Raw genomic sequence first — 21429 nt, 5'->3', positions numbered from 1 at the left:
AACGCGGAATCCGTGTGCCATATGGACCGAGAAATCATCATCCCTGAGGAAATGAGGGAAATCGTTGACCGGGCAGGCTACGCGCCCGCCGTTAAAGTAGGACATACAATCTACGTTGTCGGGCAGATCGGGCGAACCAGGGATCTTCAAGTGATCGAAGATCCCCGGAAACAGTTCGATGCGATGTGGGAAAACCTCCGCGTGGTGTTGGAGGCAGCGGGCTGCACATTCGATAACATCGTCGAAATGACGAGCTATCACGTCGAGATGTCCAAGCACATGGACGTATTCCGCGTCGCAAAGAACGCCGTTTTCCCGAAAGGCACTTATGCCTGGACCAGGATCGGTGTTTCGGAACTCGCTTACCCTGGCGTTTTGGCCGAAGTGAAGTGCGTTGCAATTAAGTGCTGAACTCTGGACCCGACCGAACTGTCGGCCCCGAATTATGCATGCGATACTATAAGCTGACAGCACTATGCTCTCACGTCGTCAGGGTTTTTTCTCGAATAAAAGCCGTTCTTCACGATGGCGTGCATAATGCAGTGTGTCCGAACCGAACTCCGAGAGCCGAAAGAAACGACCCTGACTGTTGCTGCGCATCCTAAGCCTGCATCCGAAGACGGTGAAGAGGTGGTTCGAGCGGCCAACGCGCGTCGAGCCGAAAGGCCGGAGTATTGTGCTGGCGCGGGTCTGGAGAACCATCGTGTTCGTCTTCCGGTGGTAGGCGCGACATCGCTTGACGGTATGCTCTGCCTCCCCTGAGGCACTACGGCTACCTCTACCGCAACACTATGCGTCGCTTCCCCGACGCCACGGCATCTTAAAGCTGTCAGTCGAGAAGACCGCCGAAAGGCGCAAGCTGTTTAGGACCAACTAAACCGGCCAGTGCATTTTACGTGAAATACACTGAAACGGGGTATTTTCGCCCATTGCACGGGCGGTATTCCTGGCGCCCGGTATCATGCATGGGACTTTGAAGTCGGTTTTGCCAAGCTGGTGTCAGCGTTTTGTCTTCGCGGGCGGATTCCGGTTGTTGATAAGCTCCCAGATCTCTTTCGCGCGCCAGGATGTTGTTCCGCCCAGACGCACCTGCTGGGGAAACTCACCCGTCTTCACCTTCGCCCAAAACCTGGATTTGCTTACCGGCAAAGGTCCGGTTGGTGCCAGAATGTGCTTCAACCGGACCAAGCCAGTCCGTGACCTCTCCGTCGGCCTTGTTTGTTGGTCCGCAGTTTCAGCCGTTGGTCCTACATCCGGGGGCAACTTGAAGCGGCACAGGCGACGCAGGTGCATTAGTTTGTTTCTCGGTTCTTGAGCGAGAGGGGTTCTGCTCAGCTCTTTTCGGACCTGCGGGCGAGCCGCCTCCGTCAAAGCCTCCTGGAATACGGCATCCCCCAGCAGATCGGCCAGTTTATGCGGAATGACCATGTCGTCATGACCAACGAGACCTATCGCCATTGCCCGTCGGATTCGCTCGTGCTGCTCCTTGAAGCTCTTGATCGTTGGGAACGCCTCATCAGCCGCGAGCGACCCCTCGTCAAGTAAGCGTGGATCTTTGCCGAGGGACAAGGCCACAGCCTCCGCCACCGTCCAGAATGGCATTTCCCACCATGCGGCCATATCGAACGATGCGCCTGGTCGATTGCAAGGCAACAATCGATCACGAAGCTCAGGCATGGGGAGTGGCTGCAACGTGGTATGGAGCGCCGCCGCGGCGATGACCGCACCCTGCATCTCGGCCTGCTCGTCATCGCTCCAGTCTTGCGGATCGGAAAAAGCGGGCGAGCCCGCCAGCATACGCCCTATTCGGCACCCGATGGGGACGGCGCATCTTCATCCGCGCCTCCGGAACGATCCATACCTCCTCGTCCAGCTTGAACTCGGACCAGTGAGCCGCTCTCAACTCACCAGGCCGGGGAAACAGCAGCGCCAAGAGCTTCAACGCGGCTGTCGTCGTGGCCTGCCCCTCGAAGCCATCGATTGCCCGCAAGAGCGCCCCGAAGGCCTTTGGCTCGGTCAAGGCGGCCCATGATTTCGTCTGCGGTGCGGTCAGAGCACCGCGCAATGCGAGGTTGGATCATTATCCGCACGAGCGGTGGCAACGGCATAGCGGAACACGCTGCCGAGCGTGGAGCGCAGCCTCCGCGCGCTTTCATACCGTCCACGCACTTCGACCCGCCGTAAGGTCTCTAGAATTTCGGGAGCCGTGATCTCGCGGATCGGACGTCGGCCCAAAGACGGGGTAGCCACCCCCAAGAAGCCAAGTCTCCTTCTCCACGGTCGGCGCTGCCCTCCCCTCACGAATGAGCTTATCTTTGTATTCCTCAGCGATTTTACCGAAGGTCTCATCACCACCGGCACGTTTGGCGATCTTTGCGAGCTTGATCTTAAGACCTGGATCCTCGCCGGCCGCTAAAACCTGCTTCGCCGCGTCCCGTGCGCGTCGTGCATCGGCCAAACTCACGGCCGGATAAGCTCCGAAACTCAGCAGCTTTTGTTTGCCCATGTAGCGGTAAGACATCCGCCACAGCTTGGACCCTGATACCGCGACAAACAGGTGCAGACCTTGGCCGTCTGAAATCTTCTGTGACTGCTGGGATGGTTTGATTCGTCGAATGGCAATGCCCGTGAGCGGCATAATTGTTGGTATCGCAGGTGAGTGGCTTTGGAACTACCGCTGAAAATACCAACGATTTGGCTGGGTACCAACACACGCGGACGGACAGATGCGGACATGCAACCAATGCAAATCTACTATTTCTCAACGGATTCAGAATTAAAATGAACCGCGGCGGATTAAGATATGGCGTCCCGGAAGGGATTCGAACCCCTGACCTACGGTTTAGGAAACCGTTGCTCTATCCTGCTGAGCTACCGGGACAGTCTCACAATCGAGATGCCGACGCGATCCCACTCGAAAAGCGAGCGTTCACGCGATCCATATGACCCAAGGCGCCCTTCATGTTCAAGAGGGGAACTGTGAAAACAGCCTCCTGTTACGTCTTGGTTTATGGCTCGGTCCTGCGTAAACTTACCGTCCGTTACTGATCCCTTTCCGCACATGCTCGCTCCATCAGGCCTCGCGCAGTTCCTCGCCCCAGCCGCTCTCTCCCTCCTTGCCGCGATCGCGCTCGCCATTCCCGATGTGGCTGCGCGCGAGAGGAAATCCACCCGTAGCAACGCAACATGCCTGCCGCCCGAGGTGACCGATGCCGGCGTCGTGACGGGCATCGAGGACAACGGCGATCTGCGCCTGGCCGATGGGCGACTGCTCACCCTGGCCGGCATCCTTCTCGCGCCGGCGCAAGCCGATAGTCCCATTCCCCGCGCGGAGTTCGGTGCCGTTCTCGGATCGGAGCTGCGTTTCCGTGTCCTCCAGCCAGCATCGGATCGCTGGGGGCGGCTATCCGCTGACATCTTGTTGCCGGAGGCGATGGCTGGGGCTCAGAACTCTTCGCGCGCCTCCTCCAGCGAGGCCGGCACGCAAAAGGCCAAAACGGCGGCGGAGATGGGCATGGACTCAGGTGCTGAACCCGCCTACACCATCGCGCAATGGCTTGTCGATGCCGGGTTGGCCCGGGCAGCGCCCGACGCGGCGGTCACACCGCTGTCACGACCATGCATGAAGGCATTGCTCGCGCGCGAGGACAAGGCGCGCACGAGCCGCCGGGGGCAATGGCAGGATGCGTCCGCCGTGCTGGCGGCCGGCGAACCAGAAGCCATACTCGCCAAGGCTGGCGATTTTGCCGTGATTGAGGGCATAATCGTCAGCGTAAGGGAAAGGGAACGGGTTACCTATTTAAATTTCGGAACACAGTGGACGCGGGATTTCACAGTCACCATCTGGAAGAAGAACCGGGCAAAATTTGCCGCCGCCGGACTACGGGTCGCCGAACTTGATGGACGACGTATCCGGGTACGCGGCATGGTGGAGGCAGGCCGAGGGCCATTGATCGACGTGTTGACGCCGGAACAAATCGAGGTCATCGGGACTGAATGAGCGCGTGTGGCGTGACGAAGCGAATGATGCTGGCTGGCGCAGCCGGCGGACTGTCGCCCAGAGTGAAGCGGAATAGGATGAGCTGGGCGACGGCGCGCGGCGCTTGCGCATTGCTTGGCGTCATGTTCCTGACCAGTTGCGCTACAGAAACCAGCAAGCTTCCTACGTCCGCCCCTCTGCCACCAGCCGCGCCCCGCGTCACGGGCATCGAGCGCGCCGCAGACCGCGAACATCAACGCCTCGTCGCATCGCTCGGCGGCAGCTACCGCTGGCCGGCAGCTGAGACGCGGCTGAGAACCATGGTCGCGAAACTGGTGGCCGCTACTGACACGCCGACCCAAGGCTATCGCGTCACCCTCCTGAACTCGCCGACAGTCAACGCGTTCGCGCTGCCGACAGGCAATATCTACGTGACACGCGGTCTCCTGGCGCTTGCCAACGACGATTCGGAGGTCGCTGGCGTGCTCGCGCATGAGATCGCCCATGTCACGGCGAAACATGCGAGCGCCCGCGCGGAGCTTGCCGAAAAGTCAGCGCTGGTGAGTCGCGTGGTCTCCGAAGTGCTTAACAATCCAAGCGAGAGCGAGACTGTCACCAACCAGTCCGAACGGACCATCGCCGGCTTCTCCCGCGCCCAGGAACTCGAGGCTGATCGCATCGGCATCCGTACCATGGCGCGCGCCGGTTACGATCCCTATGGGTCCGCGCGCTTCCTCGCTTCTCTCGGCCGCAATTCGAACGGGCGCCAGCCGCAGGCATCGAACTTCCTGGCCACGCATCCTAGCACGCCGGAACGCATCGCTCAGGCTCTTTCGACCGCCCGCAGCATTGCGGCGCCGGGCCTCGGCGAGCGCCATCGCGCGGAATATCTCGCCGCCATCAACGGCATCGCCTATGGGGATGACCCGGCTGACGGCGTCGTACGCGGCCGCGCCTTCATCCATCCGCGCCTCGGCATCACCTTTACCGCCCCTGAAAACTTCTCCATCGACAACACCGCCCAGGCCGTGCTGGGCGTCTCGCGCAACGGCGAAGCCGCCTTTCGGCTCGACGCGGTAGAAGGCGGTGATATCAATTCGCTGGAGGAATTCCTGCGATCAGGCTGGATCGAGAAGGTCGATCCGGCCAGCATCCAGCCTGTGACGGTGAATGGCCTGTCCGCTGCAACCGCCACCGCCGAAAGCAATGGATGGCGCTTCCATCTCGCCGCCGTGCGGATCGGCAGTTCGATCTATCGGCTGGTACTGGCTTCGCGTGACCGCGACAATGCGAGCGGCCCGGCGTTCACCGGAACCCTCAACAGCCTGCGTCGCCTCTCCGACAGTGAGATCAACGCCGTGAAGCCGTTACGGATTGCCCTTGCCAAGGCCAATCCGGGTGACACGCCGGACACGCTGGCGGCTGGCATGGCGATCGCCAACGGACGTGTGGAGCGGTTCCGCGTCCTGAATGGCCTTGATCCTTCGACCTCCCTGGCGCCGGGCGAAACCTACAAGGTGGTCGTGGAGTAATCCTCGGTGGCGGAAAGCGTATCAGCGCCATGAACTGAAGTTGTGTCGTTCTGGGGCCACCGGACCAGCGCCTCCTGGCCGGCCGCGGTGAGCGCATAGACCCCGCGTTCAGCACGGGCGAACCAGCCATAGACGTTGCGCTGCAGGATCTTGGCCGCGTCGGGCGCGAGCGGCCGCAGATCCCGCGGCCTCAGCGCCCCCCGCGCGAGCGCGGCCGCGCAGGCGAGCGCCTGCTGACGATAGGCGGTCATGATCGGGGCGCGGGAGCCACCGCCCAACGCCGGATCGCCGAGACGCCTGCGATGCTCCGAGACGAGACGCGAACGCCGGCGCGGGTTCTTGCGCGGCATGGGGGCCTCCGGGCTCACGAGCACGCTGACCGCGCCATCGGCGGCCACGCCGAGCATCCCGAAACCAAGCCGCCGGCAGAGCTGGCGGAAGCGGGCATCGCTCTCGCGCCCTTTGCCCCGGGCGGACAGGCGGGCCGCGAGCCATACCTCGTCGCAGGCGGCAGCACGGTCGACGGCTTGCAGCACGAGCTCCAGATTGAAGCTCAACTTCATTTCGCCGATCACCACGAGCGGCGGCTCGCCCTCCTTGAGCGCCACGATGTCACAGCCGCCGATTTCGCCTTTGACGGAAAAACCGAGCCCCTCGAGGAAGCGCTTGACCGGCAGATAGAGCGTCGTTTCCACGGGACAGGCTCAGCGGGACCGGGGCCGCGGCTGAGCGCCGCCATCCTTGGCGGCGAGCCAGATGACGTGCCGCGCGCCGGAGCGCCCGCGATTGGCGCGGACCCGCGCCTCCTCCACCGCGAAGCCCACCCGTCGCAGTCGCTGCGCGAAAGCGTGGTCCGGTGCCGCGGACCAGACCGCCAGAATGCCGCCCGGACGGAGCGCCGCGCGGGCGATCCCGAGACCCGCTGTCGAATAAAGGCTGTCATTGGCCTCCGATGTGAGGCCCTCCGGGCCGTTGTCCACATCGAGCAGGATGGCGTCGAAGGCCGCTCCACGCTCGCGCATCAACAGCGCGACGTCCTCCTCGCGTAGGGTCACACGCCGGTCCTCCAGCGAGCCGGCGAAGAGGCCGGCCATCGGCCCTCGCGCCCAGGCGACGACGGCCGGCACGAGCTCGGCCACCGTGACGCGCGCGTCCGCGCCCAGCGCCGCGAGGGCTGCTCGCAGGGTGAAGCCCATGCCAAGCCCGCCGATGAGAACATGAGGGCGGGAGCGCCCCGCGATGCGCGCGCAACCAAGATTGGCTAGCGCCTCCTCGGAACCGCTCAGCCGGCTGTTCATCAGCTCGTTCGTGCCGAGCATGATGGAGAACTCCTGTCCGCGCTGCTTGAGGCGCAGCTCTCCTTCTCCACCAGCGAGGCTGGCATCCGGTATCTTGGCGGTGTCGAGGGTTATCCAGGGCAGCATCGGTGACAATCATACGGGACAAAAGCGGACGGGGGTCGGCACGATCTTGAGCCGGTGTATTCTAAATCTCCGGCAGTTTCAGCCAGGTCGCCGCCGCGCTGAGCACGAGATTGACGGCAAGCGCCGCGAGGACGAGGCCCATCGTTCGCCGCAGCAGGTTGGTCATTCCGGTGCCGAGCAGCTTCGTGAGAATGCCGCCCAGCAGGAAGATGGTGAGGAGCCCGACGAGAACGGTCGCCAAAGCGGCGAAGGTGATGATCTGTTCGGTTGGCGAGTAACGGTTGTTGTCCATGAGGAGGACGATGGTGAGCATCGCGCCGGGCCCGGCGATGATCGGCGTGGCGAGCGGATAGACGGCGACCTCCATCACCTTCTCGCCGGTCGGCACCGACGACGGCGTGTGTTTGGCCTCGCCAAGCACCATGGACACGGCGAACAGGAAGAGGACGATGCCGCCCGCGATCTGGAAGGAGAGCAGTGAAATGCCCATGGCATGCAGGAGGAACTGACCGCAAAAGCCGAAGATCGCGAGAATGACGAAGGCCAGCAGCACGGCGATCGAGGCCGCTCGGCGTTTTTCACCATCGCTCAGGCTTGTGGTCGCCCCCATGAAAAGAGGCAGATGGCTTATCGGATCAAGCACGGCCCAAAGCGTGACGAGCTGGGTGATGAAAAGCGCCTGGTCGTCGAGCATCCGCGAGGCCCCGTGCAGCATGGCAACGCTCCCGCCGCGACGGGAAGGGAGCGGCCATGCTTGTAACAGCACCGGGTGCAAACATAAATCGGCTTGAAGTGATCCTGGCGGAGGTGGAGTGAGGTTGTATCTTACCGGCGCGCGTCGGGCCTCACCATCTCGAACATGACGTCGGGCGAGATCTGCGCGTAGCCCCCCACGCCTCCCGCGCGCAGGATGGGGAGCGCGGCCGCCGTGTCGTAGACGCCGTCCTTGAGAAGCGCCTCGTCGATATGGACACCGACGACCTCGCCGAGGGTCAGCCAGCTGTCGACGGGCTCCCCCGCCGCCGACTTGAGACGAATGACGTCGATCTTCACGCATTCCATGGCAACAGGACTTTCCGCCACACGCGGTACGCTGACCATCTGGCTCGCTGCCGGCGTCAGCCCTGCGAGCGCGAATTCATCCACGGCGGGCGGCAGCGTCGTCGAGGTCACGTTCATGGCCTCCGCGAGGGCGCGCGTCGCCAGGTTCCAGACGAATTCCCCCGTCTCGGTGATATTGCGGACGCTGTCCTTCCAGCCCGTGCTGGCGAAGCCGATGATCGGCGGCCTGTAGTTGAAAGCGTTGAAAAAGCTGTAGGGTGCGAGATTCAGCACCCCATCAGCCGCGCGGGACGAAATCCAGCCAATAGGGCGCGGGCCGATGATCGCATTGAAGGGATCATGCGGCAGCCCATGCCCCTTGGACGGCTGATAGAAATACATGAGGACCCCTCTCCAGGGTGGACCTATGCCGGGTGCGAAACCGCGCTCTGGGTAATAAGGGCATAAAGCGCCGACGCGTCCCGGGTGGCACGTATGCTGTCGACCAGACCCGGCTCGCGCAACAGCCGGGCAATCCGGGCGAGCGCCTTGAGGTGGTCCGCGCCCGCCGTCTCCGGTGCCAGGAGCAGAAAAATGATATCGACGGGCTGGCCGTCGAGGGCCTCGAAATCGATAGGGCGCTCAAGCCGGGCCATGAGCCCGAACAGCTTGTCGACATGGGCCAGCTTGCCATGCGGAATGGCGATGCCGTCACCGATGCCGGTCGATCCCAGGCGCTCGCGCTGAAGCAGCGCCTCGAAGATCTCGCGATCATCGAGATTGAGAAGTCGGGCAGCCTGGCTGGCGACTTCCTGGAGTGCCTGCTTTTTGCCGTTGACCTTGAGAGAGGGCAAAACAGCGTTCGGAGATATGATGTCGATCAGAGCCATCGTCTTGAGTACGTGCGGCAAAGGCCGCCCCCGCGAGATCGTTATGAAACGGCCTTCAAGGCCGATACGATGTCAGGCCTGCCCCTCGAAACATGGCTCGGGCGGATATTCCCGAAGCTCCTCATCACGACGATATACGATGTTGCGAGGTCCGCCGCTAGGGGGACGAGCTGGTGCGATCGCGCGATCAGGGCAATGACCGCCTGTATAATTGGCAAGAACGTTGGAAATGCAGCAAAAGAGCGCTGAATGCTGATCGTGGAAAAGCCGCAAAACCATCTGTTCCTCCCTGCCTGGCCGGGGCGATCACGTCGTGAGCCTTGATCATCCATTCACGTCAGTCTCTAGCGCCAAGTCCTAGAAAGCTCCCCAGGATCTGTCAACGCGCCTCAAGCGTTTAATGGCTCACGGTTTCGCGGTCACGCCCGCTGATGCATCCGCCGTCGCTCGACCGAGGACGGGATGCGCAACGATTCGCGGTATTTGGCGACCGTCCTCCGCGCAATATCGATGCCACTGTCACGCAGTTTCTGGACAATGGCATCATCGGACAGAATGTCGCGCGGCGTTTCCTGATCGATCATCTGCTTGATGCGATGGCGAACAGCTTCCGCCGAATGGCTCTCAGCGCCCGTTACCCCCGCGATTGCCGCCGAGAAGAAATATTTCATCGCGAAGACGCCACGGCTTGTACCGATCGCCTTGTTCGACGTCACGCGGGAGACGGTTGATTCGTGAAGGCCGATCGCATCCGCCACTGTCTTAAGGTTCAATGGACGCAGATGCTCCGCGCCATAGGCGAAGAAGCCGTCCTGCTGGCGCACGATCTCGGAGGCAACCTTCAGAATGGTCTTGGCTCGCTGCTCAAGGCTGCGCTGCAGCCAGGTGGCATTCTGGAGGCAATCGGCGATATAGGCCTTTTCCGTATCGTTGCGCGCATGGCGCGCCACCTTGGCGTGGTAGGTCTGGTTGACGAGCACCCGCGGCAGCGTCTCCGGATTGAGATCGATAAGCCAGCTCCCATCGGGCGCTGTCCGCACGAACACATCCGGCACCAGTGGCTGGACTGGCGTGGAACCGAAGGCACGGCCCGGCTTCGGATCAAGCTGGCGCACTTCCGCCAGCATGTCGGCGAGATCCTCGTCGTCCACCCCGCAAATGCGCTTGAGGGCCTGGAAATCCCGGCGCGCGACCAGCGGCAGGTTGGCGACGAGGGCCTCCATCGCCGGATCGAAGCGGTCCAGCTCTCTGAGCTGGATGGCAAGACATTCGGCGAGGCTGCGCGCGCCTACGCCGGAGGGCTCGAAGCTCTGGACGAGCTTGAGCACAAGTTCTACCCGGCTGACGCCCACGTCGAGCCGATCCGCGATGACCGCGAGATCCTCCGCGAGATAGCCCGCCTCGTCGATGGCGTCGATCAGGAAGCGGCCGATCAATTGGGTAACGGGATCCGTCGTGGCGAGATCGAGCTGGGCTTCGAGATGACCGTGAAGGGTCTCGTCCGCGACAAGCGTCGCGGCGAAATCCATGTCGTCGTCGAAGCCGCCGCCGCCCACGCCGCTCCAGAGGGAGGACGACACCGGCAATTCACTTCCGCCAGCAGCCTCTGCGGCCCGTAGCGGCGCCTCGTCCTGAAAGACATTGTCGAATGTCGTGCCGAAATCCGCCTCGATTGTCTCGCGCTGGAGCCCGCCGTCAGGCTGGCTCCAGTCAGCGGGATCGAGAGGAGTATCGAAGGACGCGGGAGGCGCCGGCTCGTGAGCATCGGCGTGCCGCTCGTCAGCCCCATCGAAGCCGTCGGCAACATCGCCGCCGCGTTCCAGAAGGGGATTTGTCTCGAGTTCCGCCTCGACATGCGCCATGAGCTCGAAATGCGACAACTGCAGCAGCTTGATCGCCTGCAACAGCTGCGGCGTCATGACCAAGGACTGCCCTTGGCGCAATTCAAGTCTGTGAGATAGAGCCATTGCCGACGCCCACCACCCTCAGCCGATGGCCGGAAGACATCCCGCTAAAGTGGCCCCACCTCGGCGCGGCGAACATGCCCCCGGCTCGCCGATCGATCCTGCTCTTCCCACGCCACGGATTGCGTCGCGCGTAGTGAGATACCTCAGGTAGAAATCGGCATAATTCTTGCGTTCAATCTCTATCTGGTTGCGAGCGCGGCGTCAAAGGCGCAATGCGCGTGCTGAATGCGGCCATGCGGCAATCCGGCGTGATGGTTAAACAGCAAAATGCTTATGAATTGAGCAGCTTGGGCTCTTTGCCTTCGAAGGGCGCGCGGCCCGCAAAAAATCACAGGTGAAAATCTTCACCGAGATAGAGCCGACGAACGTCCTGATCAGCGATAATCTCGTCCGGTGTACCTTCGGTCAGCACACGACCGGAGTGGATGATATAGGCCCGGTCGATCAGCCCGAGCGTCTCTCGCACATTATGGTCGGTGATAAGTACCCCGATACCCCTGCGGGTCAGGTGCCGCACGAGATTCTGGATGTCACCGACCGCGATGGGATCGATACCCGCGAAGGGTTCGTCGAGAAGCATGAACGATGGATTGCCGGCGAGCGCACGCGCAATCTCGCAGCGACGCCTTTCACCGCCAGACAGCGCGATGGAGGGTGACTTCCGCAATCGCGCTATATCGAATTCCTCGAGCAGCTCATCGAGTTTACGGTCCCGTGCCTTGCGGTCGGGTTCCACGGCCTCGAGCACGGCACGGATATTGTCCTCGACGCTCAGCCCGCGGAAGATCGAGGCTTCCTGGGGAAGATAGCCGATCCCGAGGCGCGCCCGCCGATACATCGGCAGATGGGTGATGTCGTGGCCATCAAGGCTGATCATGCCCCGGTCCGCGCCTACCAGCCCGGTGATCATGTAGAAGATCGTCGTCTTGCCGGCACCATTCGGCCCAAGCAGGCCGACGGCCTCGCCGTTGCTGAGATGCAGCGTCGCGTCCTGCACGACGGTTCGGCCGCGATAGCTTTTCTCGAGGCCATGCACCGAGAGAATGCCGCTTCCCATGACGCGGCCCTGCACGGCTCCCTCGCTCGCCGATGAGAGGGCACCACCAGAGATCTCATGCGAGGAAGCGGCGTAGCTGGCGCCGACTGTTTGATCCATTACCTGATCCATTATAACGCCCGGCCGCCCGTCCGGTCGCCGCTCAGCGGCCCTGGCGCGATTGGGCCGGCTTCTGCCCAGGCTCGGCGCTGCCGGGAACGAAGACACCCTGCACGCGGCCACCCGGGCGGGATTCACAATTGGCGATGCTCGTGTCCAAATTATAGACGATGCGATCGCATTGCTGCACATTGGGACCTTGGCTCAAAGCGACGCGCCCAGTGAGGATGACCTTGTTGTCGCCCCGGTCATAGGTCGCGTTCTCGCCAGTCGCGGTCTGGTCCTTGGAGACGACCGTCACGGGCCCCTTGCAGTCGAGCCTGCGGATATTGCTGTTCTCCCCACCGGGCTGGGCAGCGGGTTGCGCCGGCCGTTGCGCGCCGGTGGCACCGCCCATCGCGCTTTGCTCATAGTAGACGTTGAGCAGCGAGCACCGCATGGTCGTGTCGCCCTGCACGGCAACCACATTGCCGGAGAAGCTGGCGCGCTGCTCCCGATCGAAGATATCCAGGCGATCGGCGTCGATCTTGATCGGCTCCTTGTTGTTGGAGCCGATACCTCCGAGAGGCGAATTCTTTGGCCCTTGCTGTTGCTGTTGCTGTTGCTGCGCAACTTTCTGGGCGAAAGCGGCAGGCGCAACTGCGGCAACCGCGATCGGTAGGGCCAGGGCGAAGCCTAGATGCGATAGGAAGCAACGCTTCATGGCTCGTCTCTCAATCGTTCGTAGGAGCAGGAGGGTTCGATCGGGCCTTATCAGATTCCATGATGGCTCGCACCCGCCCTTGGAAGACGATGTGCTTGCCATTGTCATCGATATCAAGCTTATCCGCTTTAATCGAGCCTCCATCGATATCAACCCTCACCGGCTCCGCCGATGAAACCTTGCCGCCCTTGAAGTCGACGGATGCCGTCGTGAGATGGGCGCTGTAGCCCGTGTCAGTCCGCACATTGACGCGGCCAGCAAGTTCCAGAAGCTCGGTCTGGGAGTCATAAACGCCCGTCGTCGCCTCGATATGAGCCTGGCCGTTGTTCTCCAACGTCACCTTCCCGGTAATATCGTTGAGTTCCACGATATTGGGCTTGCGCGCATCTTGGGACGCCGATGCCGCGGTCATCTCATAGGGCCTCGACCCCGCGCGGTATCCGCGCAGCTTCGGCGCCGCCATCGTGATCTTCGTGCCGGACAGGCTCACCGGGCCGAGGGAGAGGCCGCGCAAGCGGCCGAAAGGATCGAAGATGCCAATGATCAGCACGAGGATCACGGCAGTCGCCGCGCCGATGGGGATAGCCTTCTTGAAGAAGCGCACGCGCGCGGAATGCTTCACAGCGGCCGCGTAACCGCCGCGCTGTAAACGCTTGGCGCTGCTAGTGTTTGGTGCCCCCAACGGCGGCCTCATCTCCAGGGTCGGTTGATCCATCGTGTCCTGAACCCGCGCGGCCCTCCTAGCATCACGCCCTTCAATCAGCGAAACCCGTGGCGAAGTTGTGGCCTGTCCGGCGTCTGATCGCCAACCGGTCGCTCAACTATGCGCGAAAATGTCGACATCAGGCCAGCCGAGAAGGTCGAGCCGGGCCCGGGTCGGCAGAAAATCGAAACAAGCGGCCGCGATCTCAGTCCTTCCCTCGCGGGCGAGGGATATATCCAGCTTCTCCCTCAGGGCATGGAGATGCAGGACATCGGATGCGGCATAGGCGATCTGGGCGTCCGTCAATGTGTCGGCGCCCCAATCGGAGGATTGCTGCTGTTTTGAGATATCGACCGAAAGCAGTTCCTTCAGGAGGTCCTTGAGGCCGTGGCGGTCCGTATAGGTGCGCGTGAGCTTCGAGGCGATCTTCGTGCAATAGACCGGCGCCGGCATGACCCCCAGCCGATGGAACAGCACGGCGAGGTCGAAACGCGCGAAATGGAAGATCTTCACCACCCCGGGATCAGCGAGGAGCCTGATCAAATTCTCTGGTGGCGGGCCGTCGCGAAGGATCTGCACAACCTCCGCCGACCCGTCGCCACGGGAGAGCTGAACGACACAGAGCCGGTCGCGGTGCGGATTGAGACCAAGCGTCTCCGTATCGACCGCGACTGACGCGCCGAAATCAAGACCTGGCGGAAGATCTCCGCGATGCAGACGAATGGCCATTCAGCACCTTGGTGTTGAAATCACGTAATATCCAACCCGGCGAGCCGCAAGGCCGCCTCCGGCCCGCCCGGCCCCTTTCGGGTCGAAAAGCTGCCGTGGGTGTAACACTTCACAAGGGGCCGCGACAAGCAATCGCCACAATTACGACACACGGCCGCCGCGCAGGAGCGCGGCACCCTGGCATTCTCAGACCTCGCATGCGTGGCTCTTGCGTTCTCCGCCCGGCAACGGCATGAAGCCGCCAGGGTCGCGACAAGGCGTGGCCCCGCCACGGAACCGTATTCGTCAAGGCCGCCGGAGTTCCCGATGTCTCGTGCCAACCATGTGCTGACGCTGTCGTGCATCAACCGCCCCGGCATCGTTTCCGCCGTGTCGACCTACCTGTTCGAGACGGGTTGCAACATCAACCAGGCTCACCAGTTCGACGACACCGAGACCGGCCGGTTCTTCATGCGTGTTGTCTTCGATCGCGTGGCGGCCGAGCCGAGCCAGGCCGTTCTGGAAGATGGCTTCCGAGCCATAGCCGAGCGCTTCGCTATGGATTGGCGCATGAGCGATCCGGCGGCGCGACGCCGTGTGATGATTCTCGTCTCGAAATTCGACCATTGCCTCGCCGACCTCCTCTACCGCTGGCGGATCGAGGAGTTGCCGATGGACATCGCGGCCATCGTCGCCAACCATCCGCGCGACACCTACGCGCATCACGACTTCGACGGCATTCCCTTCCATTATCTGCCCGTGACCAAGGACACCAAGCTCGAGCAGGAGCACGCCCTGTGGGAGCTGGTGCAGTCGACGCGGAGCGACGTGGTCGTCCTCGCCCGCTATATGCAGGTGCTGTCGGAAGGGCTCGCGGCGAAGCTCGCCGGGCGGTGCATCAATATCCACCATTCCTTCCTGCCCGGCTTCAAGGGTGCCAAGCCGTATCACCAGGCCTTCGCGCGTGGCGTCAAGGTCATCGGTGCGACCGCGCATTACGTCACCAGTGATCTCGACGAAGGTCCGATCATCGCGCAGGACGTGGAGCGGGTCAGCCACGCGGATTTCCCCGAGGATCTCGTCCGCAAGGGGCGGGATATCGAGCGGCGGGTGCTCGCGCGCGCGCTCAGCTATCACCTGGAGGATCGCGTCATCCTCAATGGCCGCAAGACGGTCGTATTTGATGCCTAAAAGCGAAGCAGGCTTCCCGAAGCGTCCCGCTCAACTGCCGTTCACCGTGATTTGAGCCCCGGCTTGACCCCGGAGCAGCCGCTCCTCACTCTCGGCGGACCCTTTGCCGCGCTACGCCGCGAGAAGCATCGGGCACCGAGGTGACGCATGAAGACCATGTTTCGGACGATTGCAGCCGTGCTGCTTTTTTCGGGAGCAACCTTGTCTTCGGCTCTGGCCGCTTCCTGCTCCACCCGCCAGCCCTTCGAAGCCTGGCTCGCGGACGTGAAGTCGGAGGCCGCCGCTGCAGGTGTGACACCGCGCGGGCTCGCGGCCCTCAACGGCCTTACCTACGATCCTCAGATCGTGGCGCGGGATCGGGCGCAGGGCGTCTTCCAGCAGAGCTTTCTGCAGTTCTCTGATCGAATGGTTTCGGCTGACCGGCTTTTGCGCGGAGGTCGCTTCCTGAAAAGCGAAGCCGCGACGTTCGACCATATCGCGCGAACCTACGGGGTGCCCGGGCCGGTGATCGTGGCGTTCTGGGGTCTCGAGACAGACTTCGGCGCAGTGATGGGCAACATGTCCACGCTGCGCTCGCTGGCCACGTTGGCCTATGATTGCCGCCGCCCGGCGATGTTCCGCGCCGAACTGATTGACGCTCTGAAAATCATAGACCGCGGCGATCTCCAGGCCAGCGACATGCGCGGCGCCTGGGCGGGAGAGCTCGGCCAGTTTCAGTTCATGCCGTCCTACTACCTGAAATACGCGGTGGACGAGGATGGTGACGGCCGCCGCGATCTCTTACGCAGTCGCGCCGATGCCCTGGCTTCGGCCGGCAATTTCCTGAAGTCGCTCGGTTGGCGCCGTGGGGAGCCCTGGCTGCGCGAGGTACGCGTGCCCGAAAGCCTGGACTGGAAACAGGCGGATCTCGCCATCAAGCACCCGGTTTCGGTCTGGGCCCAATGGGGCGTGACCCTGCCGAATGGCGGCGCCCTGCCTGCGGAAGAGCGGGAGGCGTCACTTCATCTGCCGATGGGACGGCTCGGCCCGGCCTTCCTCGCCTATGACAATTTCCAGGTGTTCCTGAAATGGAACCAGTCCCTGGTCTATTCGACGACGGCGGCCTACCTCGCCGATCGCCTCGCTGGCGCGCCGCCGATCAACAGGGGGCGCGGGCGCGTCACACCCCTCAATGCCCAGGACACGTCCGACCTGCAGAGGCTCCTTTCGGCGAAGGGATGGGACCCTGGCCCCATCGACGGCAAACTGGGCACCGCGACGCGCACAGCCGTACGCGATGCCCAGAGCCGTTTTGGCCTGCCCGCGGATTCCTATCCTTCGCAGGAGCTGCTGGAGACCCTGCGCCGCAATTGACGGGACTTGGGAGGGAAACGGCTAGGCGGGGAGCTCAGGGTTATCGGCGCTGCGCGGCGAGAAGGTCTCGGATCTCGGTCAACAACTTCACATCGGCCGGAGCCTCGGGCGCCTTTTCCTCGACCTTTTCCTGGCGACGCAGCCTGTTGATGCCCTTGACGACGAGGAAGAGAATCCACGCGACGATCAGGAAGTTGATCGCGACGGTGACGAAGTTGCCCCATGCGAGAACCGCGCCCTGTTCGCGCGCCGCGGCCAGGGATGTCGCCGTGACATTGCTGCTCAGCGGGAGGAAATAATTCGCGAAATCGATACCGCCACCGGTGATGGCACCCAGGATGGGGTTGAAGAGATCATTGACGACGGATTCGACGATACGGCTGAACGCGGCGCCGATGATGACACCGATGGCGAGATCGATGACATTGCCCTTGAGGGCAAACTCCCGAAACTCCTTGACCATGGACATAACGAGACCCTTCCTGTTTTGGTCGACTTAAAGCCTGTTCTGGCGAAGCCCGGTACGCGGGAAACTTAAAGACGGACCGGATTGTTCGATCGGAACACACTCCAATATGGGATTGTGAGCAATCACGCCCTGCTCATCCTCTCTCAACGGCGGCAGACGCCACGGTCCAGGTGTCCCTTGCCAGGTGTCCTTTGCCAGGTGTCCCAGCTCCCGGGCGATGCGAATCGCCCAATATTTGCCGTTTTTCACCGTCGACGCTACTCTTCCCAAAGAAATGAGCCACATAGGCTGGAGTTTGGCGCTCTGAACTCTGAGTGCCTTGCTTTAAAAGGACGATGTTCAGTACCTGGATGGTTGCGTGCCTTGATGTCTGGGGGGAGGACTGCGGGCATCCAATGCAGATTGAGATTCATGACGCCCGCTTCACACGCGGAGATCAGAGCCACCGTCCGGCTGGCTGGCAAGCCAGCACCCTCGTTGCGGGCATGACAGTGCCCCGGCAAGGTGCTTCATGATCGCCGATTGGGCCGTTGTTCTCTCCGCGCTAGTCTATCTCAGCGGCCTCTTCGCGGTGGCGCGAGCCGGCACCCTGTTCGGCAAGGGCCTGATGGTCGGTCGGTCGGGCGCGCTCATCTATGCCCTGGCGCTCGCGGTCTACTGCACCTCCTGGACCTTCTTCGGCGGCGTCGGGCTGGCTGAGCGCGCGGGTCTCGACTTCCTCACCATCTATATCGGGCCGATCCTCGTCATCGGGCTCGGCACCCGCCTCGTGATGCATATCGTGCGATTGGCCAAGGCGCAGAACATCACGACGATCGCCGATTTCGTGGCAGCGCGCTACGGCAAGGACGACCGCATCGCGGCTTTCGTCACGCTGATCGCGGTCGTCGGCACGGTGCCTTATATCGCCTTGCAGCTGAAGGCCGTCTCGAATTCGCTCACCGCCTTCCTGGATGCGAGCCGGGTCACCGGCCTGTCGAGCTCGACGATGATCTTCGGCGACCTCGCCTTTGTCGTCGCCTGCGTGCTCGCAACCTTCTCGGTTGCCTTCGGCACACGCCATATTGACGCGACCAAGCCCCAGAACGGCCTTGTGCTGGCGATCGCCGTGGAGTCGGCGGTCAAGCTTTTCGCGTTTCTGACAGTCGGGCTGTTCGTGTCGTACTGGATGTTCGACGGGGTGTCGGACATCTTCGACCGCATCGCCGCCACCGAGCATGCCCATTCCGTCACCAAAGGCACCTCACCGCCCCTGCCCTTCCTTGCGATGATCATTCTGTCGAGTGCGGCGGCCCTGCTCTTGCCCCGCCAGTTCCACATGATGATCGTGGAAAACCGCAACCTGCGCGATGTGCGCACCGCGTCCTGGCTGTTTCCGCTTTACCTCGTTCTCATCAACCTGTTCGTCCTGCCGCTCGCCTTTGCCGGACAGCTCCTGTTCCAGCCCGGCACCATCGACCACGACATGACCGTGCTGGCCCTGCCGCTCTCCGTGAATGCCGGCGGCATCGCGCTCATCGCCTTCATCGGCGGCCTGTCGGCGGCAACCGCCATGGTCATCGTCGATTCCGTGGCTCTCGCCATCATGATCTCCAACGATCTCGTCATGCCCTTCGTTTTGCGGCGGAGGGGCTGGCTGCGGCGGCGCGGAGCGGATCGGGGCTCGCTCTTGCAAAGCGCCATGCGGGACGCGGCGGGCACGATGGGCGACCTCGGCACATTCGTGCTGGTGACGCGCCGCATCGCCATCGTGACGATCATCTTCCTCGGCTATGCCTATTTCCGCATGGCCGGCGAGGCGCAACTCGCCGCGATTGGCTTCCTGTCCTTCGCCGCTGTCGCGCAGATCGCGCCGGCCTTCTTCGGCGGCCTGTTCTGGCGGCGCGGCACCGCCCGAGGCGCCGGCGCCGGCCTCGTCGCGGGCTTCAGCGTCTGGCTTTACACGCTGCTTCTCCCGAGCCTGGCGCCGACGGGCGGCCTCGCGGCGGAACTGATTGCCGAAGGGCCCTTCGGCATCACCGCGCTCAGGCCAACCGCGCTTTTCGGGACCGACCTCCCGCAGCTGACCCACGGCGTGCTCTGGAGCCTTGCCATCAACGTGACGGCTTATATCGGCTTTTCCTTCATGCGGCCCGCCAATGTCATGGAGACCTTGCAGGCACAGCTCTTCACCAGCAAGAACTACCTCGGCACGCCGGCCATCACGCAGAACCTCCGCCTGCGCCGGTCCGCCGTCAGTGTCGCGGAGCTGCGCTCGACCGTCGCGCGCTATCTCGGCGCCGAGCGGGCCGAACGCGCCTTCGCCAGCTTCACCACCGCGCGCGGCACGCCGCTTGCCGACGACAGCGAGGCGGATCTTCACCTTCTGCGCCAGACCGAGCATCTGCTGGCCTCCGCCATCGGGGCAGCGTCCTCGCGGCTCGTTCTGTCGCTGCTGCTGCGCCGCAATGTGTCAGCCACCGCGGCGCTCAAGCTCCTCGACGATGCCTCGGCCGCCATCCAGTACAACCGGGATCTGCTGCAACACGGGCTCGACCACGCGAGCCAGGGCATCACGATCTTCGACAAGGACCTGCGCCTGATGGGGTGGAACCGGGCGTTCTGCGACATCTACAATCTTCCGCCTTATCTCATGCGCGTGGGCGTCGGGCTCGACGAGATCGTCCGTTCCAACATTGCGCGCGGCGCCTACGGCGACGGCCACCCGGAGCAGCTTCTCGCCGCGCGGATTGAGAGCCTGATGGATGACCGCGCGCCCGTGCGCCTCAAGCTGTTTCCCTCCGGCAATGTCATCGAAATCCGGTCGAACCGGCTGCCTGACGGCGGCATCGTGACGACCTATGCCGACATCACCGACACGGTCTCGACGGAAGAGGAGCTGGCGCGCGCCAACGAAACACTCGAGCGTCGCGTCAAGGAGCGCACGGAGGAACTGGAGCGGCTGAACCAGGAACTGTCACGCGCCAAGGGTGAGGCCGAGGATGCCAATGCGTCGAAAACCCGCTTCCTCGCCGCCGCCAGTCACGACATTCTGCAGCCGCTGAACGCGGCCCGCCTCTATGCGACCGCCCTCGCCGAACGCGACCGCCGCGAGGGAGACCCGTCGCTCGCCGAGAATGTGCAGGCCTCGCTCGATACCGTCGAGGAAATCCTGACGGCTCTCCTCGACATCGCCCGGCTTGATGCGGGAGCCCTCAAGGCCGAACTCTCGAATTTCCGCATCGATGACCTGCTGGTTCCCTTGCAGCGCGAATTCGAGTTGATGGCGGAGGAGAAGGGCATCGCGCTGACCTTCGTGCGCTCCTCCCTCGCCGTCCGTTCCGACCGCCGTCTGCTGCGGCGCCTCCTGCAGAACTTCGTCTCCAACGCCGTGAAATATACGCCGGCCGGGCGTGTACTGGTGGGATGCCGGCGCACCGAGCGCGGCACGTTGAAGGTCGAGGTGTGGGATACCGGCCCCGGCATCCCGACCAGCCAGCACCGCATCATCTTCCGCGAGTTTCAGCGGCTTGACGCCGCGCATATGGCGCGCGGCCTGGGGCTCGGCCTCTCCATCGTCGAGCGCATAGCGCGCGTGCTCGACCATAAGGTCACGCTCAGATCGGTGCCCGGCCATGGCTCCATGTTCAGCGTCGAACTGCCAATCGCCGACAGCGTGCCCACCAACCTGCCGACCCGGGACCTCGCGGCGCCGAGCTTCGGCACATTGGAAAATCTCGCGGTCCTCGCCATCGACAACGAGCCGGTGGTGGCGGACGGCATGCGTGTTCTGTTCTCGAGCTGGGGATGCCGCATCGCGACCGCGTGTGGCCTCCCTGAAGCCGAGACCCTGGTCGATGGCGGCTTCATGCCGGATGTCCTCGTTGCCGACTATCATCTCGACGACGGCGAGGGCATCGCCGCGATCCTGGCGCTACGCCAGAAGCTCGGCCGCGCCCTGCCCGCCGTGCTCGTGACCGCGGATCGGTCACCGGAGGTGCGTGAACGCGCCCGCGCGGCCGACATCCATGTGCTAGAAAAGCCCCTGAAGCCCGCCGCGATCCGGGCACTGTTCGTACACTGGCAGGCGGCGCCCAACATCGCTGCGGAATGAGATTTCTGCTGCGAGACATCGCCCTCTTGACGCCGTCATTCCGGGGCCTCGCGTCAGCGAGGAGCCCGGAATCCATGAACACAGCGTCTGACAAGACGACGCATCGGTCCGGCATGCTATTCGTTTTCCGCCGTGTTCATGGGTTCCGGGCTCGGGCCTTACGGCCCGCCCCGGAATGACGACGTGGATTTGTGTGAGGCCGGCTCATTTTGCCGAAAAC

General features: G+C 63.1%; 21 protein-coding genes and 1 tRNA gene. 6 read left to right on the top strand and 16 right to left on the bottom strand.

Annotated elements, in window-relative coordinates; all coding sequences use genetic code 11:
• The first annotated feature begins 21 nt into the window (after positions 1–21).
• Positions 22–411 carry a RidA family protein gene (locus KIO74_RS17060; RefSeq protein ID WP_213332984.1) on the top strand — a complete coding sequence of 130 codons (390 nt, stop codon included), beginning with the start codon at positions 22–24 and terminating at the stop codon, positions 409–411.
• A 588-nt stretch (positions 412–999) separates the two neighbouring features.
• On the opposite strand, the gene KIO74_RS31860 is transcribed toward KIO74_RS17060, so the two are convergent.
• The 5 genes from KIO74_RS31860 to KIO74_RS17045 all read right to left on the bottom strand — a co-directional run bounded on the left by KIO74_RS31860 (position 1000) and on the right by KIO74_RS17045 (position 2881).
• Positions 1000–1797 (bottom strand): helix-turn-helix transcriptional regulator, encoded by a 798-nt coding sequence (locus tag KIO74_RS31860; protein WP_249731034.1) that lies wholly within the window; start codon positions 1795–1797, stop codon positions 1000–1002.
• Complete coding sequence (locus tag KIO74_RS31855) at positions 1748–2020, bottom strand: hypothetical protein (RefSeq protein WP_249731033.1); 273 nt, start codon at positions 2018–2020, stop codon at positions 1748–1750. Before KIO74_RS31855 ends, KIO74_RS31860 begins: the two co-directional genes overlap by 50 nt.
• Before the next feature lie 29 nt (positions 2021–2049).
• Positions 2050–2250, bottom strand: a complete 201-nt coding sequence (locus KIO74_RS32665) for a phage integrase central domain-containing protein (RefSeq protein ID WP_502762078.1) — start codon at positions 2248–2250, stop codon at positions 2050–2052.
• Positions 2153–2638 (bottom strand): Arm DNA-binding domain-containing protein, encoded by a 486-nt coding sequence (locus KIO74_RS31850; protein ID WP_249731032.1) that lies wholly within the window; start codon positions 2636–2638, stop codon positions 2153–2155. The genes KIO74_RS32665 and KIO74_RS31850 overlap by 98 nt, the downstream gene beginning before the upstream one ends.
• A 166-nt stretch (positions 2639–2804) precedes the next feature.
• Positions 2805–2881 (bottom strand) — tRNA-Arg (locus KIO74_RS17045).
• A 180-nt stretch (positions 2882–3061) separates the two neighbouring features.
• Here KIO74_RS17045 and KIO74_RS17040 point away from each other — a divergent pair.
• Together KIO74_RS17040 and KIO74_RS17035 are read left to right on the top strand one after the other, a co-directional pair.
• Positions 3062–4000, top strand: a complete 939-nt coding sequence (locus tag KIO74_RS17040) for a hypothetical protein (protein ID WP_213332983.1) — start codon at positions 3062–3064, stop codon at positions 3998–4000.
• A 77-nt stretch (positions 4001–4077) separates the two neighbouring features.
• A complete protein-coding gene (locus KIO74_RS17035; RefSeq protein WP_249731031.1) occupies positions 4078–5511 on the top strand; it encodes a M48 family metalloprotease in 1434 nt (477 codons plus the stop codon).
• Here KIO74_RS17035 and KIO74_RS17030 read toward each other — a convergent pair.
• From KIO74_RS17030 to KIO74_RS16985, 10 genes are all read right to left on the bottom strand, one after another.
• On the bottom strand, positions 5490–6206 hold the full coding sequence (locus KIO74_RS17030; RefSeq protein ID WP_213332982.1) for a DUF2161 domain-containing phosphodiesterase: 717 nt from the start codon (positions 6204–6206) through the stop codon (positions 5490–5492). The two genes, KIO74_RS17035 and KIO74_RS17030, sit on opposite strands and share 22 nt — an antisense overlap.
• A 9-nt stretch (positions 6207–6215) precedes the next feature.
• Positions 6216–6935: a polyamine aminopropyltransferase gene (locus KIO74_RS17025; RefSeq protein WP_213332981.1), complete on the bottom strand. Its 720-nt coding sequence runs from the start codon at positions 6933–6935 to the stop codon at positions 6216–6218.
• Between the two features lie 61 nt (positions 6936–6996).
• Positions 6997–7650 (bottom strand): MarC family protein, encoded by a 654-nt coding sequence (locus KIO74_RS17020; RefSeq protein WP_249731030.1) that lies wholly within the window; start codon positions 7648–7650, stop codon positions 6997–6999.
• Positions 7651–7760: 110 nt separating this feature from the next.
• Positions 7761–8378, bottom strand: coding sequence for a flavin reductase family protein (locus KIO74_RS17015; RefSeq protein ID WP_213332980.1), 618 nt, complete (start codon positions 8376–8378; stop codon positions 7761–7763).
• 23 nt (positions 8379–8401) lie between these two features.
• Positions 8402–8866, bottom strand: a complete 465-nt coding sequence (gene ptsN, locus KIO74_RS17010) for a PTS IIA-like nitrogen regulatory protein PtsN (protein WP_213335653.1) — start codon at positions 8864–8866, stop codon at positions 8402–8404.
• 419 nt (positions 8867–9285) lie between these two features.
• Entirely contained in the window at positions 9286–10833 is a 1548-nt protein-coding gene (gene rpoN, locus KIO74_RS17005; protein ID WP_213332979.1) for an RNA polymerase factor sigma-54, read from the bottom strand.
• Positions 10834–11161: 328 nt separating this feature from the next.
• A complete protein-coding gene (gene lptB / locus KIO74_RS17000) occupies positions 11162–11989 on the bottom strand; it encodes an LPS export ABC transporter ATP-binding protein (RefSeq protein ID WP_249731029.1) in 828 nt (275 codons plus the stop codon).
• 43 nt (positions 11990–12032) lie between these two features.
• Positions 12033–12692, bottom strand: coding sequence for an LptA/OstA family protein (locus KIO74_RS16995; RefSeq protein WP_213332977.1), 660 nt, complete (start codon positions 12690–12692; stop codon positions 12033–12035).
• Between the two features lie 10 nt (positions 12693–12702).
• On the bottom strand, positions 12703–13374 hold the full coding sequence (gene lptC / locus KIO74_RS16990) for an LPS export ABC transporter periplasmic protein LptC (RefSeq protein ID WP_213332976.1): 672 nt from the start codon (positions 13372–13374) through the stop codon (positions 12703–12705).
• Positions 13375–13509: 135 nt separating this feature from the next.
• Entirely contained in the window at positions 13510–14124 is a 615-nt protein-coding gene (locus KIO74_RS16985) for a ribonuclease D (protein ID WP_213332975.1), read from the bottom strand.
• A gap of 306 nt (positions 14125–14430) precedes the next feature.
• Here KIO74_RS16985 and purU point away from each other — a divergent pair, with 306 nt between their 5' ends.
• Together purU and KIO74_RS16975 are read left to right on the top strand one after the other, a co-directional pair.
• Positions 14431–15294 carry a formyltetrahydrofolate deformylase gene (purU, locus tag KIO74_RS16980; RefSeq protein WP_213332974.1) on the top strand — a complete coding sequence of 288 codons (864 nt, stop codon included), beginning with the start codon at positions 14431–14433 and terminating at the stop codon, positions 15292–15294.
• A 147-nt stretch (positions 15295–15441) separates the two neighbouring features.
• On the top strand, positions 15442–16647 hold the full coding sequence (locus KIO74_RS16975) for a lytic murein transglycosylase (RefSeq protein WP_249731028.1): 1206 nt from the start codon (positions 15442–15444) through the stop codon (positions 16645–16647).
• A gap of 40 nt (positions 16648–16687) precedes the next feature.
• On the opposite strand, the gene mscL is transcribed toward KIO74_RS16975, so the two are convergent.
• Positions 16688–17110: a large conductance mechanosensitive channel protein MscL gene (gene mscL, locus KIO74_RS16970; RefSeq protein ID WP_213335647.1), complete on the bottom strand. Its 423-nt coding sequence runs from the start codon at positions 17108–17110 to the stop codon at positions 16688–16690.
• Between the two features lie 517 nt (positions 17111–17627).
• Here mscL and KIO74_RS16965 point away from each other — a divergent pair.
• Complete coding sequence (locus KIO74_RS16965) at positions 17628–21209, top strand: PAS domain-containing hybrid sensor histidine kinase/response regulator (protein ID WP_213332973.1); 3582 nt, start codon at positions 17628–17630, stop codon at positions 21207–21209.
• Positions 21210–21429 lie beyond the last annotated feature (220 nt).

The sequence above is a fragment of the Chelatococcus sp. HY11 genome, from assembly GCF_018398335.1.
Lineage (GTDB): Bacteria > Pseudomonadota > Alphaproteobacteria > Rhizobiales > Beijerinckiaceae > Chelatococcus.
Note: the sequence above shows the minus strand (reverse complement) of the source record. Positions and strands in the feature narration are given on the sequence as shown.